The organism is Pseudomonas sp. URMO17WK12:I7 (genome assembly GCF_003269045.1).
GTDB classification, from domain to species: domain Bacteria; phylum Pseudomonadota; class Gammaproteobacteria; order Pseudomonadales; family Pseudomonadaceae; genus Aquipseudomonas; species Aquipseudomonas putida_J.
Window position 1 is genome coordinate 28,821 of sequence record NZ_QLTL01000016.1, and the last position, 15,204, is coordinate 44,024.

Annotated in this window: 14 protein-coding genes; 6 read left to right on the forward strand and 8 right to left on the reverse strand. The window is 63.5% G+C overall.

The features are described 5' to 3' along the window. Positions 1 to 32 precede the first annotated feature (32 nt). The gene (locus tag H040_RS21350) at positions 33 to 383 is read right to left on the reverse strand and encodes a response regulator (protein WP_027918531.1); all 351 of its coding nucleotides are present in this window, start codon (positions 381 to 383) and stop codon (positions 33 to 35) included. A gap of 252 nt (positions 384 to 635) precedes the next feature. Here H040_RS21350 and H040_RS21355 point away from each other — a divergent pair, with 252 nt between their 5' ends. From H040_RS21355 to H040_RS21375, 5 genes are read left to right on the forward strand one after another with little or no spacing between them, the layout of a single operon-like run. After that, on the forward strand, positions 636 to 4,103 hold the full coding sequence (locus H040_RS21355) for a response regulator (RefSeq protein WP_027918532.1): 3,468 nt from the start codon (positions 636 to 638) through the stop codon (positions 4,101 to 4,103). Then, on the forward strand, positions 4,100 to 4,921 hold the full coding sequence (locus tag H040_RS21360) for a CheR family methyltransferase (protein WP_027918533.1): 822 nt from the start codon (positions 4,100 to 4,102) through the stop codon (positions 4,919 to 4,921). Before H040_RS21355 ends, H040_RS21360 begins: the two co-directional genes overlap by 4 nt. Then, positions 4,918 to 5,493, forward strand: a complete 576-nt coding sequence (locus H040_RS21365; RefSeq protein WP_027918534.1) for a chemotaxis protein CheB — start codon at positions 4,918 to 4,920, stop codon at positions 5,491 to 5,493. Before H040_RS21360 ends, H040_RS21365 begins: the two co-directional genes overlap by 4 nt. Beyond that, positions 5,487 to 6,713, forward strand: a complete 1,227-nt coding sequence (locus H040_RS21370; RefSeq protein ID WP_027918535.1) for a hybrid sensor histidine kinase/response regulator — start codon at positions 5,487 to 5,489, stop codon at positions 6,711 to 6,713. The genes H040_RS21365 and H040_RS21370 overlap by 7 nt, the downstream gene beginning before the upstream one ends. A gap of 44 nt (positions 6,714 to 6,757) precedes the next feature. Beyond that, a complete protein-coding gene (locus tag H040_RS21375; protein ID WP_023629509.1) occupies positions 6,758 to 7,135 on the forward strand; it encodes a response regulator in 378 nt (125 codons plus the stop codon). Positions 7,136 to 7,220: 85 nt separating this feature from the next. Here the strand turns inward: H040_RS21375 and H040_RS21380 are convergent, their stop codons facing one another. From H040_RS21380 to H040_RS21390, 3 genes are read right to left on the reverse strand one after another with little or no spacing between them, the layout of a single operon-like run. Next, positions 7,221 to 7,802, reverse strand: coding sequence for a TetR/AcrR family transcriptional regulator (locus H040_RS21380; protein WP_027918536.1), 582 nt, complete (start codon positions 7,800 to 7,802; stop codon positions 7,221 to 7,223). A 12-nt stretch (positions 7,803 to 7,814) separates the two neighbouring features. After that, positions 7,815 to 8,663 carry a 3-hydroxybutyryl-CoA dehydrogenase gene (locus H040_RS21385; protein WP_027918537.1) on the reverse strand — a complete coding sequence of 283 codons (849 nt, stop codon included), beginning with the start codon at positions 8,661 to 8,663 and terminating at the stop codon, positions 7,815 to 7,817. Positions 8,664 to 8,675: 12 nt separating this feature from the next. Next, positions 8,676 to 9,860 carry an acetyl-CoA C-acyltransferase family protein gene (locus tag H040_RS21390; RefSeq protein WP_027918538.1) on the reverse strand — a complete coding sequence of 395 codons (1,185 nt, stop codon included), beginning with the start codon at positions 9,858 to 9,860 and terminating at the stop codon, positions 8,676 to 8,678. A gap of 168 nt (positions 9,861 to 10,028) precedes the next feature. Between H040_RS21390 and H040_RS21395 the strand changes: the two genes are divergently transcribed. Beyond that, positions 10,029 to 11,075, forward strand: coding sequence for an AraC family transcriptional regulator (locus H040_RS21395; protein WP_050437203.1), 1,047 nt, complete (start codon positions 10,029 to 10,031; stop codon positions 11,073 to 11,075). On the opposite strand, the gene H040_RS21400 is transcribed toward H040_RS21395, so the two are convergent. The 4 genes from H040_RS21400 to H040_RS21415 form a co-directional block, all read right to left on the reverse strand. Beyond that, positions 11,044 to 12,495, reverse strand: a complete 1,452-nt coding sequence (locus H040_RS21400) for a catalase (protein WP_256208058.1) — start codon at positions 12,493 to 12,495, stop codon at positions 11,044 to 11,046. The two genes, H040_RS21395 and H040_RS21400, sit on opposite strands and share 32 nt — an antisense overlap. 184 nt (positions 12,496 to 12,679) lie before the next feature. Further along, positions 12,680 to 13,615 carry a cyclase family protein gene (locus tag H040_RS21405; protein ID WP_027918540.1) on the reverse strand — a complete coding sequence of 312 codons (936 nt, stop codon included), beginning with the start codon at positions 13,613 to 13,615 and terminating at the stop codon, positions 12,680 to 12,682. 98 nt (positions 13,616 to 13,713) lie between these two features. Then, complete coding sequence (locus H040_RS21410) at positions 13,714 to 14,256, reverse strand: WYL domain-containing protein (protein ID WP_027918541.1); 543 nt, start codon at positions 14,254 to 14,256, stop codon at positions 13,714 to 13,716. A gap of 522 nt (positions 14,257 to 14,778) precedes the next feature. Next, positions 14,779 to 15,186 carry an SRPBCC family protein gene (locus H040_RS21415; RefSeq protein ID WP_027918542.1) on the reverse strand — a complete coding sequence of 136 codons (408 nt, stop codon included), beginning with the start codon at positions 15,184 to 15,186 and terminating at the stop codon, positions 14,779 to 14,781. Positions 15,187 to 15,204: the final 18 nt, after the last annotated feature.

The window sequence follows — 15,204 nt, forward strand, 5'->3', positions numbered from 1 at the left end:
CGGCCTTAGCCGCGAAACAGGTGCCGCCGATCTCAAGGCGTACCCAGAATTTCCAAGACCTTGTCGCGCAACTGGTCGATGGTGAAAGGCTTGCCAATCAGGTGCATGCCCTCGGGCACATCGACACTCTCGGCATAACCGCTGGCAAACATCACCGGCAGCAGCGGCCGCGCCGCACGGGCCTTGGTCGCCAGTTCTTCGCCGCGCATGTCCGGCAGGCCCACGTCGGTTACCAACAGAGCCAGTTGCTGGCTGGTATCCTCGATGATCTTCAGCGCCGCCGTGGCATTTTCCGCTTCAATAGTGCTGTAGCCTAATTCATCGAGCACTTCGAGCATCAGCATACGGACGATGTCGTCGTCTTCGACAACCAGAAGGTGCATGGTGGGTTCCCTGTTGAATAAGTCATGTTCCTACTCTGTGCGCCAGGCAGCAGCAGAAGTTCCCGAGGATACCGGCAGTCGCACTTCGATGGAACGATTCTCACACTCTGCCTTCAAATACTGGCTAAATGCCCTGCCGAAGCCGCCCAAGCGGGTTAGACTCGCCTGTTGACCGGTGAGCGCAGCGGCAGACAATAACAGGCTTTAGCCGCCACACTTTTCAATGGACTTTTTTCGCGCGGGCGTTTTCAGATGATTCAAGCAGCCTCGATGGACCAGCAAAGCTTCCGCAAGCTTTTGAGCCGCAATATCGGCTTACCCCTTGGAGTAGGCCTGCTTGGCGCCGTGGCCTTTGTCGCGGTGATCAACTACCTGCTTTCGGCCATGCAATGGGTCGAGCACACCGATCGGGTGATCGGCAATGCCAACGAAACGGTCAAGCTGTCGATCGACATGGAAACCGGCATGCGCGGTTTTCTGATCACCGGTGAGGAACGCTTCCTCGACCCTTACGAGGTGGCCAAGCCGCGCATCTTCAGCAGCCTGCAGAGCCTGCGCGTGATGGTCGAAGACAACCCGCAGCAGGTCGACCGGATCGACCGGCTGATCGCCCTGCAGAACGCCTGGAACGAGTTTGGTGGCGAGATGATCAGCCAGCGCCGCGGCGGTGGCGACTACCGCGCCTCGGTCGGCAATGGCCGTGGTAAGCGCATCACCGACGAAATACGCAAGGAGTTCGACGGCCTGATCGCCACCGAACAACAGTTGCGCATGGCGCGCACCGAGAAGGTCAGCACGGTCACCCTCACTGCCATTTCCGTGTTTGTGCTATTGATTGTCGGCCTCAGCGCCTTGCTCGCCTACCTTGGCCGCCGTGACCTGTTGGCACTGTCGGCCAGCTACACCGAAAACCTTCAGGCTCAGCAGCGCGCCGCCGAGCGCCTGGAGCACCAAGCCTGGCTGCGCAATGGTCAGACGCAACTGGCCGAGCAGGTGCTGGGCCAGCTGACCTTGCCAATGCTTGGCGACAATATCCTGCGCTTCTTCGCCAGCTACCTGGGCAGTGTGGTCGGTGCGCTCTACGTGCGCGACGAACATGGCCGCCTGGTGCGGGTGGCCAGCTATGGCCTGAGCAGCGAAGAACAGGCCCGCCAGCAGGTGCTGGGTGACCACGATGGTTTGCTGGCCCAGGCCGTGCGCGAAGGGCGCCTGTTGCGCCTGGACGACCTGCCGCAGGATTACTACCGGCTCAGCTCGGGCCTTGGCGACGGCCTGCCGCGTGGGGCCTTGCTGATGCCTGCGCGTAACGACGGGCAGATCAACGGCGTGCTCGAACTCGGTTTTCTGCGTCCGCTGCAGGACCGCGACGACGAGCTGATGGAGCGGGTGAGTGAAAACCTCGGCACCTCCATCGAAAGCGCCCGCTACCGCCAACGCCTGCAGGAAGTGCTGGCCGAAACCCAGCAACTCAACGAAGAACTGCAGGTGCAGCAGGAAGAACTCAAGACCGCCAACGAAGAACTCGAAGAGCAATCGCGGGTGCTCAAGGAGTCCCAGGCGCATCTGGAAACCCAGCAGGCGGAACTTGAACAGACCAACGAGCAGTTGTCCGAACGCACCGACGCCCTGGACCGCAAGAACGACGAACTCAGCCAGGCTCAGGAAGAACTGCAGGCCCGTGCCGACGACCTGCAGCGCTCGAGCAAGTACAAGTCCGAATTCCTCGCCAACATGTCCCACGAGCTGCGCACACCGCTCAACAGCTCGCTGATCCTGGCCAAGCTGCTGGCCGAGAACGGCGAGGGCAACCTCAGTGCCGAGCAGGTCAAGTTCGCCGAATCCATCTATTCCGCTGGCAACGACTTGCTGAACCTGATCAACGACATTCTCGACATCGCCAAGGTCGAGGCCGGCAAGCTCGAAGTGCGCCCCGAAAGCACACAGCTCGAGCGCCTGGTCGAAGGCCTGCGCGGCATGTTCCTGCCGCTGGCCGAGCACAAGGGCCTGGGCTTTGACGTCACGGTCGAAGCACAGGTGCCAGCCACTTTGTTCACCGACCGCCAGCGCCTGGAGCAGATTCTCAAGAACCTGCTGTCCAACGCCATCAAGTTCACCGAGCGTGGCCAGGTGAGCCTGAACATCGGCTACCAGGCCGGCAGTGGCATCATCTTCTCGGTGCGCGACAGTGGCATCGGCATTGCCGCCGACCAGCAGCAGGCGATTTTCGGCGCCTTCCACCAGGTCGATGGCACCAGCAACCGCCGCTACGGCGGCACCGGCCTGGGCCTGTCGATCTCGCGCGACCTGGCGCATCTGCTTGGTGGGCAGATCACCGTCGACAGCAGCCCCGGACAGGGCAGTGTGTTCAGCCTGTTCATGCCCGAACGCTACGAGTCGCAAGGTGAGGAGATCGAAGCGCTCAGCCTGCGGCCCGCGGTCGACAGCTTGCCGCCGGCGCCGTCGATTGCCGCGCCTGCAGTGTCCAAGCGCCCGGCCCCGGCCTTCAGTGATGACCGCGAGCGCGCCCCGTTTGGCAACCGCTGCATCCTGGTGGTCGAAGACGAGCCCAATTTCGCCCGCATTCTCTACGACCTGGCGCACGAACTGGGTTACAGCTGCCTGGTGGCGCCGTGCGCCGATGAGGGCTTCGAGCTGGCCGAACAGTACGTTCCCGACGCCATCCTGCTGGACATGCGCCTGCCCGACCATTCCGGGCTGACCGTGCTGCAGCGCCTCAAGGAACAGGCCACCACCCGGCATATCCCGGTGCACATCATCTCGGTGGAAGACCGGGTAGAGGCGGCCATGCACATGGGCGCGGTGGGCTATGCGGTCAAGCCAACCAGCCGTGAGGAGCTCAAGGAAGTCTTCGCCCGCCTGGAAGCCAAGCTGACCCAGAAGCTCAAGCACATCCTGCTGGTGGAAGACGACGACCTGCAGCGCGAGAGCATCGCCCGCCTGATCGGCGACGATGATGTCGAGATCACTGCCGTGGCCATGGCCCAGGACGCCCTGGCGCTGCTGCGCGAAAATATCTACGACTGCATGATCATCGACCTCAAGCTGCCCGACATGCTCGGCAACGAGTTGCTCAAGCGCATGACCGCCGAGGATATCCGCTCGTTCCCGCCGGTGATCGTCTACACCGGGCGCAACCTCACCCGCGAGGAGGAGGCCGACCTGCTCAAGTATTCGCGCTCGATCATCATCAAGGGCGCGCGCTCGCCAGAGCGCCTGCTCGATGAAGTGACGCTGTTCCTGCACAAAGTGGAATCGCAGCTGTCCCATGAACGCCAGCGCATGCTCAAGACCGCGCGCAGCCGCGACAAGGTCTTCGAAGGGCGCAAGGTGCTGCTGGTAGACGACGATGTGCGTAACATCTTCGCCCTGACCAGTGCCCTGGAGCACAAGGGCGCGATCGTCGAGATCGGCCGCAACGGGCGCGAAGCCATCGAGCGCCTGGAACAGCACGATGACATCGACCTGGTGCTGATGGACGTGATGATGCCGGAGATGGACGGCTTCGAGGCCACCCGCCTGATCCGTCAGCAGCCGCGCTGGCGCAAGCTGCCGATCATCGCCGTGACTGCCAAGGCGATGAAGGACGACCAGCAGCGTTGCCTGCAGGCCGGCGCCAATGATTACCTGGCCAAACCGATCGACCTGGACCGCCTGTTCTCGTTGATCCGTGTGTGGCTACCGCAACTGGAGCGAATTTGACTAGCGAGCGCAACACCGACATCGAGATCCGGCTGCTGATCGAGGCGATCTACCTCAAGTACAGCTACGATTTTCGCAACTACTCCGGCGCGTCGATCAAGCGCCGGGTCCTGCATGCGCTCCGCCAGTTCGACTGCCTTACAGTGTCGGCGCTGCAGGAGCGGGTGCTGCACGACCCGGGCATGTTCATGCAGCTGCTGCAGTACCTGACGATCCCGGTCAGCGAGATGTTCCGCGACCCCGGCCACTTCCTCGCGCTGCGCCAGGAAGTGGTGCCGCTGCTGCACACCTGGCCATCGATCAAGGTGTGGATTGCCGGTTGCAGCACCGGTGAAGAGGTGTATTCGATGGCCATCCTGCTGCGCGAGGAGGGCCTGCTCGAACGCACCATCATTTATGCCACCGACATCAACCCACATTCGCTGGACCGCGCCAAGCAGGGTATCTACTCGATGCAGAGCATGCGCGAGTACGAAGAAAACTACCGCCTGGCCGGCGGGCGCCGCGACTTTGCCGAGTACTACACCGCCGCCTACGGCAACGCCATCATGGACGGCAGCCTGCGCGAAAACGTGACCTTTGCCGACCACAGCCTGGCCACCGACAGTGTGTTCTCGGAAACCCAGCTGGTGTCCTGCCGCAACGTGCTGATCTACTTCAACAAGGAACTGCAGGACCGTGCCCTCGGCCTGTTCCACGAGTCCCTCTGCCACCGTGGTTTCCTGGTGCTGGGCAGCAAGGAATCGGTGGATTTTTCCGCCTATAGCGAGCGTTTCGAGCCGTTGGTCAAACCCGAACGGATCTTCCGCAAATCATGAACGGCGTGCGCGCGGTGGTCATCGGCGCCTCGGCGGGCGGCGTTACGGCACTGTTCGCGGTGCTCGGTGCGTTGCCTGCCGGTTTCGCCATTCCGGTGCTGTGCGTGCTGCACCTGCCTGACGACCGCCACAGCCAGCTGGCCGAGGTGCTGCAACGGCGCTTGCAGCGGCCGGTGCGCCAGGCCTGTGACAAGGATGCCATTGTCCCAGGGCAGATCTACGTGGCCGGGCCGGGCTATCACTTGTCGGTGGAAGCCGACCTCAGCCTGTCACTGAGCCAGGAAGAACCGGTGCATTTCTCGCGCCCGGCCATCGATTTTCTCTTTACCTCGGCGGCCGATACCTATGGCCCCGGGCTGCTCGGCGTGCTGCTCACCGGGGCCAACGAAGATGGCGCCGAAGGGCTTGCCTACATCAAGAACAGCGGCGGCCGGACCGTGGTCCAGGACCCCCGTGACGCACAGGTGGCGCTGATGCCGGAGGCCGCCCTGGCCCTGCACACGCCTGACCTTATCCTTTCTCTGAGCGGTATCGGGCAATTGCTCGCTACTCTGGAACCCAGCGCATGCTAAGCCTCACCACTGCCAAACTGCTGATCGTCGACGACCTGCCGGAAAACCTGCTGGCCCTCGCCGCCCTGATCCAGGGTGAAGACCGCGAGGTGCACCAGGCGCAGTCGGCGGAAGCGGCCTTGTCGCTGTTGCTCGAGCACGAGTTCGCCCTGGCCATTCTCGACGTGCAGATGCCAGGCATGAACGGCTTCGAGCTGGCCGAACTGATGCGTGGCACGGAGAAGACTCGCAACATTCCGATCGTCTTCGTCACCGCTGCCGGGCGCGAAATGAACTATGCCTTCAAGGGCTACGAGAGCGGCGCCGTGGACTTCCTGCACAAGCCCCTCGACACCGTGGCGGTGAAGAGCAAGGTGTCGGTGTTCGTCGACCTGTATCGCCAGCGCAAGGTGCTGGATCGCCAGTTGCAGGCGCTTGAGCGCAGCCGCCAGGAGCAGGAGTTGCTGCTGGCCCAGCTGCAAGTGGCGCGTGGCGAGCTGGAGCATGCGGTGCGCATGCGCGACGACTTCATGTCGATCGTTGCCCATGAAGTGCGCACGCCGCTCAATGGCCTGATCCTGGAAGCCCAGTTGCGCAAGATGCACCTGGCGCGCAGCAATCACGACGCGTTCAGCCCCGACAAGCTGCAGGCCATGGTCGAGCGTGACGAGCGCCAGATCAACAGCCTGATCCGCCTGATCGAGGACATGCTCGATGTGTCGCGCATCCGCACCGGCAAGTTGTCACTGCGGCCCAAGGCGTTCGACCTGAGCCAGCTGGTACGCGGCCTGGTGGAGAACTTCGCGGCCCAGGCCACGGCCTTGCAGACGCACATCGAGCTGCAGCGCTGTGAGCCCTTGCAGGGCGAGTGGGACGAATTTCGCATTGAGCAAGTGCTGGCCAACCTGTTGTCCAACGCTTTGCGCTATGGCGAGCGCCAGCCGGTGCAGGTGCGGGTGTTCGAGCAGGGCGGCATGGCCTGGGTGCAGGTGCAGGACCACGGGATCGGTATCAGCGCTGCCAACCAGCAACGTATCTTCCAGCAGTTCGAGCGCGTGGCCACCCAGCAGGCTAGCGCCGGGCTGGGGCTGGGGTTGTATATCTCCGAGCAGATCGTCCATGCCCATGGCGGGCGTCTGGAGGTGCAAAGCGAGGAGGGCAAGGGTGCCACGTTCAGCCTGCAACTGCCGCTGGCGGGCGAAACCGAACAAAACGACCAGCTGCGGGCAACCTCCGCGTAAGCCTGGGGTCAGATGGCCAACTGTATGAATTTCAAGGCGTTATCATGAGTGAAGATGCACAAGATGTAGTACTGGTGGTCGAGGATGAACCGGCGATCCGGATGATCCTGCGCGATTACCTGGCGGGTGAGGGCTACCACGTGCTGGTGGCTGAAGACGGTGAGCAGGCGTTTGCCATCCTGGCGAGCAAGCCGCACCTGGACCTGATGGTGACCGATTTCCGCTTGCCGGGTGGCATTTCCGGGGTGGAAATCGCCGAGCCTGCGGTGAAGCTGCGGCCGGACCTGAAGGTGATCTTCATCAGCGGCTACCCGGCGGAAATCCTTGAGTCCGGCAGCCCGATCGCCCGCAAGGCACCGATCCTGGCCAAGCCGTTCGACCTCGACACCCTGCACGAGCAGATCCAGGCGCTGCTGCGCTGACTGCTGCAGGCTGAGCGATATCTTCGTGGGAGCGGCCTTGTGTGGCGAAAGGGCCACGCAAGGCCGCGCCTGAAATGACCGTGCGTTACGTTAGGGTCCGCTCGATCCCGCCGACCAACAGGCTCTCCATCAACCCGAGCCCTTGTTGCTCAGGCAAGCCCTTGAGCATCCCCGGCAACTGGTTGAGCAAGGTCGCCACGACATGCGCCGTCGCCACCAGTGCTTCCCCCTGCAAAGTCGCCCGCGGCGCGATCAGGCGCAGCAACCCCGCTTCATAGCGCTTGCGCAGCAACCCCAGGTGCACCTGCTGCTGCTCGCTCAAGCAGCACAAGTCGCGTTCGGCCAGGCGAAACTGCATGGGCCGCTCGGCATGCAACTGCCAGTGCGCGGCAATCAGGCAGTTCAACGCCGACCCCCCACGTGCCATTGCCCGCCGCCCCTGTTCCAGGGTCGCCTGCAGCTCTTCGTACAACTCCTCGATCAGGTCGAACAGCAGGTCCTGCTTGCTGGGGAAATGGTGATACAGGGAGCCGGCGGTCAGGCCCACATGCGCTGCCAGCTCGCGCATGCTGACCTGGCCAAAGCCCTTTTCAGCGAACAGTGCCATGGCCCGGTCACGTCGCTCCTCGAAGTTGGCACAGCGCATGGCGGCATTGACCGGGGGCATGGCGTGCACTCCTCAGTAGGTGAAGAAACCACGGCCGCTCTTGCGCCCCAGCCATCCGGCCGCGACCATTTCCTTGAGCAGCGGGGCAGGGCGGTACTTGCTGTCGCTGAAGCCTTCATGGAAGGCCTCCATGATTGCCAGCAGGGTGTCCAGGCCGATGAGGTCGGCCAGGGCCAGCGGGCCGATCGGCTGGTTGCAGCCTAGGCGCATGCCGGTGTCGATGTCCTCGGCACTGGCCAGGCCTTCCTGGCGCACGAAGATCGCTTCGTTGATCATCGGCACCAGGATGCGGTTGACCACGAAGCCTGGGCGGTTGCCGGCGGTGATCGGCGTCTTGCCAAGCTTTTCAGTGACCACCAGCGCCTGGGCATAGGTGCTGTCGCTGGTCTGCAGGCCGCGGATGATTTCGACCAGGGCCATCATCGGCACCGGGTTGAAGAAGTGCACGCCAATGAAGCGCTGCGGGTGCTCGATGCTGGCTGCCAGCTGGGTCACCGACAGCGACGAGGTGTTGGTGGCGATCAGGCAGTCGGCCGCGACGTTGGCCGCCACCTGCTGAAGAATGCGCTGCTTGAGCTGCAGGCTCTCGGTGGCGGCTTCGATCACCAACTGCGCGCTACCCAGTTGGGCGTAGTCGGTGCTGGTGCGGATGCGGGTTTTTGCCGCTTCGGCGCGCTCGGCCTCGAGCGTGCCCTTGCTCACCTGGCGCTCCAGGTTCTTGCTCAAGGTGGCCACGCCACGCTCCAGCGCGGCGTCGGAGACGTCCACCAGCAGGACCTGGTAGCCGGCCACCGCGCACACTTGGGCGATACCGTTGCCCATGGTACCGGCGCCAATCACGGCAATCTGTTCAATCGTCATGTTTCAGCCCCCTCAGACGCGCTCGAAGACCACGGCAATGCCCTGGCCGCCACCGATGCACATGGTGGCCAGCGCGTAGCGGCCCTGGATGCGCTGCAGTTCGTGGATGGCCTTGGTGGCGATGATCGCCCCGGTGGCACCGACCGGGTGGCCGAGGGAAATGCCCGAGCCGTTCGGGTTGACTTTCTCCGGGTCGAAGCCGAGTTCGCGGGCCACGGCGCAGGCTTGGGCGGCGAACGCTTCGTTGGACTCGATCACGTCCAGGTCGTTGACGCTCAAGCCGGCCTTTTCCAGCACCTTGCGGGTCGCCGGGATCGGGCCAAGGCCCATCAGTTCCGGCTCAACGCCAGCGTGGGCGTAGGCCACCAGCCGCGCCAGTGGCTTCAGGCCCAGGCGGCGCACGGCGTCACCGGTGGCCAGCACCAGGCCGGCGGCGCCATCGTTGATGCCGCTGGCGTTGCCGGCGGTGACGGTACCGTCCTTCTTGAACACGGTTTTCATGCCGGCCAGCTGCTCGGCCGTTACATCGGCACGCACGTGCTCGTCGACGGCGAACTGCACGGTGCCTTTGCGGGTTTTCAGTTCAATCGGCACGATCTGGCTGTCGAAGCGGCCTTCGGCCTGGGCACGGGCGGCGCGGCGCTGGCTGGTCAGGGCCAGTTCGTCCTGCATTTCGCGGCTGATGCCCTGCTGGGCGGCAACATTTTCCGCGGTGATGCCCATGTGGAAGTGCTCGAACGGGTCGTGCAAAACGCCGACGGTGTAGTCGATGCCTTGCAGATCCCCCATGCGCGCGCCCCAGCGAGCCTGTGGCAGCAGGTACGGGCCACGGCTCATGGACTCGGCACCGGCGGCCAGGGCCACTTCGGCATCGCCCAGCAGCAGGCACTGCGCGGCCGAGACGATGGCCTGCAGGCCCGAACCGCACAGGCGGTTGACGTTGAAGGCCGGGGTTTCCTTGGGGATGCCGGCGTTCATGGCCGCCACCCGCGACAGGTAGGCGTCGCGTGCTTCGGTAGGGATGACGTTGGCCATTACCACATGGCCGATCTGCTCGGCAGACACGCCCGAACGTTCGATGGCGGCGCGGGTCACGGCGGTGGCCAGGTCGGCCAGTGGCAGGTCCTTGAGGGCACCACCGAAACCACCGATGGCGGTACGGACGGCACTGACGACATAGATTTCTGCGCTGCTCATAGAGGCTCCGATTGCGAAGGCATGGCGGGAGCAGGCCAGGCTCTGCGAGAATGGCCGGCGATCCCGAGGTGGGTCCGAGTCTAGGCAAAGGCTCCCTTGCAGCCTATGCCGGATCTGTTCAGTCAACCTGGCATTTTTTGCCACTCAGCATAAACAGTGAATTCCGCCATGCGCGATAGCGATTCGGTCGCGGTGTACTTTCTCAATGCCATGCTGCATGCCTTGCGCGAGCAGCCCGAGGTGCTCGAGGGGCGGCTGCGCGGCGTGGGCATCGACCCGGCCGTGCTCGGTCAGCCCCAGGCACGGGTGCCGGCCAAGGCATTCGCGCGATTGTGGCTGGAGCTGATCGAGCTGCTGGACGATGAGTTCTTTCGCCTCGACAGCCATGGCATGCCACTGGGCAGCTTTGCCCTGATCTGCCGTGGCTTGATCCAGGAACCGAACCTGGAAAAAGCCCTGCGCCAGTGCATGAGCAGTTTCGCCCTGTTCCTGCGCGACCTGCGCGGAAACCTCACGTTGCGCGGTGGGCGTGCGGTGATCAGTGTTCAGTCGGCGATCGCCGACCCGCTGACCCGGGTGTACGCCGAGGAAACCTACCTGGTGCTGATGATCGGCCTGCTGTGCTGGCTGGCCGGGCGGCGCATCGCCATTGATCGCACCGAACTGGCGGTGGCACGCCCGGCCCAGGACGATGACCCGTTGTTGTGGGGGCCGGACCTGCGCCTGGGTAGCGGGCGCACCGAGGTCGAGTTCGACAGTGCCTGGCTGCGCTTGCCGGTGGTGCAGGACCTGGCGGGCCTGAAAACCTTCCTGCGCAGTGCGCCACAGGGCCTGGTGATCCGCTTTCGCAATCAGACTGGCCTGGTTGCCGAGGTCTATCGGCATTTGCGCGCCCGCCGTTATGGGCAATGGCCGACCTTGGCGGCCATGGCCGAGCAGCAGGGGATCAGTGCCAGTACTTTCCGCCGCCAGCTGGAGCGTGAAGGGCGGTCGTATCAGCAGATCAAGGATGAAGTCCGCCGCGCGATGGCCTTCGAGCATTTGCGCGAAGGCACGTTGAGCATCGCCGAGATTGCCGAGCAGGCCGGCTTCCAGGAGCCCAGTGCGTTTCACCGGGCATTCAAGAAGTGGACCGGGCAGAGCCCGGGCAGCTATCGGGCCAGGTTGGCCGGGCTTGCCAACCTCAGTCTTGCAGGTCGGCTGCCAGCGCCTTGACCCGTTTCAAGTCACCCTTTGCAATTTTTGCAACCCTCGTCCCGTACTCGGCATCGGCCTTGTAAAGGAACGACAGCATGATGTGCTTGCTCTGCTCATCGGCAACAGCCAGTGATTGGCCAAAGCTGTTGACCAGGTCGTGCTGCTCGCTTTTCGAGTAAGCGCGGTAAAGGTCACCGGCCTGCTTGAAGTTCTGTTCGCGGGTGATGCCCTGTTGCTGGGTCGTGCCGCTCAAGGCCAGCTGGCTGTAGCGCGCAGACTCGGTGGTGCTGCGCGGCTGCAGGCGGCTGGGCTGGTAGTTGACCATGTCACGGGTGCGGTTGGGGTTGAGTGCGCCATCCTGGTTGCCATTGTTGACGGCCGCTCGCGGCTGGTTGATCGGCAGGCTGCCAGCGTTGGCGCCGACCCGGTACATCTGGGTGTCGGCATAGGAGAAGAGCCGGCCCTGCAGCAAGCGGTCTTCGGAGGGCTCTATACCCTTGATCAGGTTGGAAGGCGCCAGGGCGACCTGTTCGGTTTCCTGGAAGAAGTTGCCGACATTGCGATTGAGCACCATCTGCCCCACCCGACGCTCAGGCACTTGCGGCCAGACCTTGGTGGCGTCCAGCGGGTCGAAGTCGAAGCTTGCCAGCTGCTCTGGGCGCAGGGTCTGAATGTAGAGGTCCCACTTGGGATAGTCGCCACGGGCAATGGCGCTTACCAGGTCCTCGGTCATGTGGCTGAAGCTTTTGCCCTGGATCTGCTCCACAGCTTTGGGGTCGAGGTTTTCCTGGCCTTGCAGGCTCTTCCAGCGGAACTTCACGTAGGTGGGTTCACCTTTGGCGTTGACGAACTTGTAGGCATGCACACTGTTGCCATCCATGTGCCGATAGCTTTTAGGGGTGCCTTCATTGGAGTACAGCAGGGTCAGGGTGCGGGTGGCCTCCGGCATGTGCGAGAGCAGGTCGAAGCGCCGGGCATCATTGCCCAGGTTGTTGCGAGGGTCGGGCTTGAAGGCATGGACCAAGTCCGGGAACTTGATGGCGTCGCGGATGAAGAACGTAGGGAAGTTGTTGCCCACCAGGTCCCAGTTGCCCGTCGAGGTGTAGAAGCGGGTGGCGAAGCCTCGCGGGTCGCGCAGGGTTTCCGGCGAGTGCAGGCCATGCACCACCGACGAGAAGCGCACGAACACCGGGGTCTTCTCGCCGGGGGTGAACAGCGGCGCCATGGTCAGCGCCGACAAGTCTTCGGACGCGGTGAACTCGCCATGGGCGCCGGTGCCGCGGGCGTGCACCACGCGTTCCGGGATGCGTTCGCGGTCGAAGCGCTGGAGTTTCTGAATCAGTTGCACATCCTGCAGCAAGGTCGGGCCAGTGGCACCGGCAGTCTGGGAGTGCTGGTTGTCACCGACTGCAGCGCCGTTATCGCGGGTCAGGGGCATGGCGAGCAGCGCAGGGCTCGCAAGAACAGTTGCGCACAGCAGCGTCAACGCAGCGCAGTTGGGGCGGGTCAGAAGCATGGTGAAGGCACTCGCTTGATCAAGGGAGCGCCGATGCTAGTCAAGCTGCAGGTACCTCACCGTAAGGCTGTACGGCTCATGCTGTATGACGTTTCACTGCTTCGAGTCAGTGGATAGCCACCGGGTTGATGTTGACCTGGGTCGAGCCCTTGTACAACGGCTGCCCCAGCACGAACAGGAACTCGAAGGCTTTGTCTTTGACCAATGCGCGGGTGTCGATCAGTTCCAGGTTGTAGATCCCTCGCTTGGCCAGCATGAACTGGTTGACCGGGAATTCTTCACCGGTCGGATTCGGGTACACCTCCGAAGCCCAGGTATCCCCGCCGAAGGCGACGATGCCCTGGTCCGCCAGCCACTCGGCGGCCGCCAGGTCGATGCCAGGCTCGGTGGCGAGGAACTGCTGGTTGTCTTTGCCGATCAACTCCAGCCAGCCGGTGTTGAACAGCACCACATCGCCCTTGCGCAGGGTGATGCCTTCGTTCTTCAGCACGGCCTTGATGTCGTCGACACTGAACGCGGTGCCACCGGGGACGATGGCCTTGCCGTAGTGGGCGGTCATGTCCAGCACCACGCCGCGGGTGACCATCGGCGGCACCTTTTCCACGCCCAGCTTGATCACGCCTTCGACGGTGACGAAATCGGCCGCCTTGTTGCCGTTGTAGTAGACGTTGTCGATACCGATATGGCCGATGCCGTTGAGCTGCGTGCCGACGCCGGTCCAGCCGTTGACCAGTTCGTCGTTGAAGGTGAATTTGTTGCGGCCCAGAGTCTGGCCGGCCTGTTCACCGGGCTGGATGTTGTACAGGTGGAAGCTGCGATGGCGGAAGGCCGGCAGGTCTTTGCTGACGGGTACTGCCAGGGGGTAGGTCTTGCCGGTCTTGACCAGGCTCACGGCCTGTTTCACCACCTCGGGTGTGAGCAGGTTGGCGGCGCCGATCTCGTCCTGCCTGCCATAAGGCGAGGCCTGCCAGTCGGCGGCCAGGGTGGCCTGGGCGGTGCTCGCCAGGGCAGCAGCGAGCAGCAGGGGCTGGAAGCGTTTCATCGAATTCTCCTGAAGGTGAAGCGTTGTCAGGAGCGCATTCTGGGCAGGGCAGCGGTGGGGAAAAAGCGGCCCGGGAGACAATGACTTTTGCCTGCCGGTCAATAACCGTCGTCGTTCAGGGCCAGGCTCTGGCGCAGCTGTTCGACCATCGACACGCGCAGCGTTTCTGGCGCCTTGACCCGGATCGAGCCGGCCTGGGAGAGCAGCCAGCCCATCAGCGCCCGGCTGTCTTCGACCGTGGCCGCGAGCATCGCGCCGCCATTGTCGTGGGGGGCCAGGCGCATGTCTTCGGAGAGTGGCTGGTCTTCCAAGCGACGGGCGAGGCCATCGTCGACCCAGGCTTGCAGTTCGATCTGTTGCGAAGGGCTGAGTACATCCGGCTGCAACTGTTGGGCGGCATCCAGGCTCAGGCCAGGCTGCCAGTACCAGCCATAGGGCATGCCCTTGCTGTTGCAGTGCAGCGGGAACAGCGTTGCCAACTCATTGAGGTCGCGCTCGACGGTACGTTTGCTGGTCTTGTGGCCGACCCTGGCCAGTGCGGCCTGCAACTGTGTGGAGCTCATCCCGGGATGGCGGTCGGGCAGCAGTTTCAGTAGCTGCCATTGTCGGGCGATGGTGTGGCGGGTCGGGTGGCTGGGCACGGGGCTTCGTCCTTGAAGGCCAGGCACGGAGTGTGCCTGAGTGATGGCATATAGCTATTGCGAGAGGATACTCCTTCGGCGGATGGGATCCAAGTTCAGCGAGATCGGCGGTTGTTGGAGGCATCCCAGGAAAGTGCCGTGTCAAGGCCTCCGGGTGACCGCCACCGCACTTTAAGCGCCTGTGAGATCGAGCGCCGCCCGCGAGGCGCATCGCGGATGAATCCGCTCCTACATCTGTTGCAACGTGCCAAACCTGCAACGCTATGGTTGCCAGCCCTGGCGCATGCCTTGAGCCTTGTAAACAAGGCTGACAACCATGGCCTCACAGGCATGGCCACGTTGCAACAAATTGTAGGAGCGGATTCATCCGCGATGCGCCGCGCGGGCGGCGCTCGATCTCACTGGCACCAAGAGCTCGAGGCCGACACCTGCCCAAGACAGTTCAATTCAGGCGAGCCACCCACTTTCCGCCGCGTCCGCCCGCCTTCAATTGCGAATGGGGCGCAAAGCGCCCCCATGTTTTCAATCCAAAGTGGATGCCAAAGCCTGCAGGCCACCTTCATAGATGCCCTTGAACAGCGCCTGCGCCTCTGCATCGCTGACCCCAGCCGGGGTGAATTCGCCGAACCATTCGATCAGGCTGCCCTGGCCATCGGCCTTGACCCGCAGGGTCGACAGGTAGCCCGTCACCGGGAACGGGCTGGTGAGGATCGTGTAGCTGTAGCTGCGTGCCTTTTCGTCGAAGGCCATCAGGCGTTCGACGATGCTGTTGCCGTCTGGGTCTTTCAGCGAGCGCACGCGGCCGCCTTCGCTGGACAGGCTTTCAGGGATGAACGGCAGCCAGTCGGGCAGGCTGTCGAAGCCGCCGATCAGGGCCCAGACGTGGTCAGGGCTGTGTTGGGTGTGCAGGGAAGCGTAGGCAGCTGCCATGGTGTAAGTCTCCAGTTG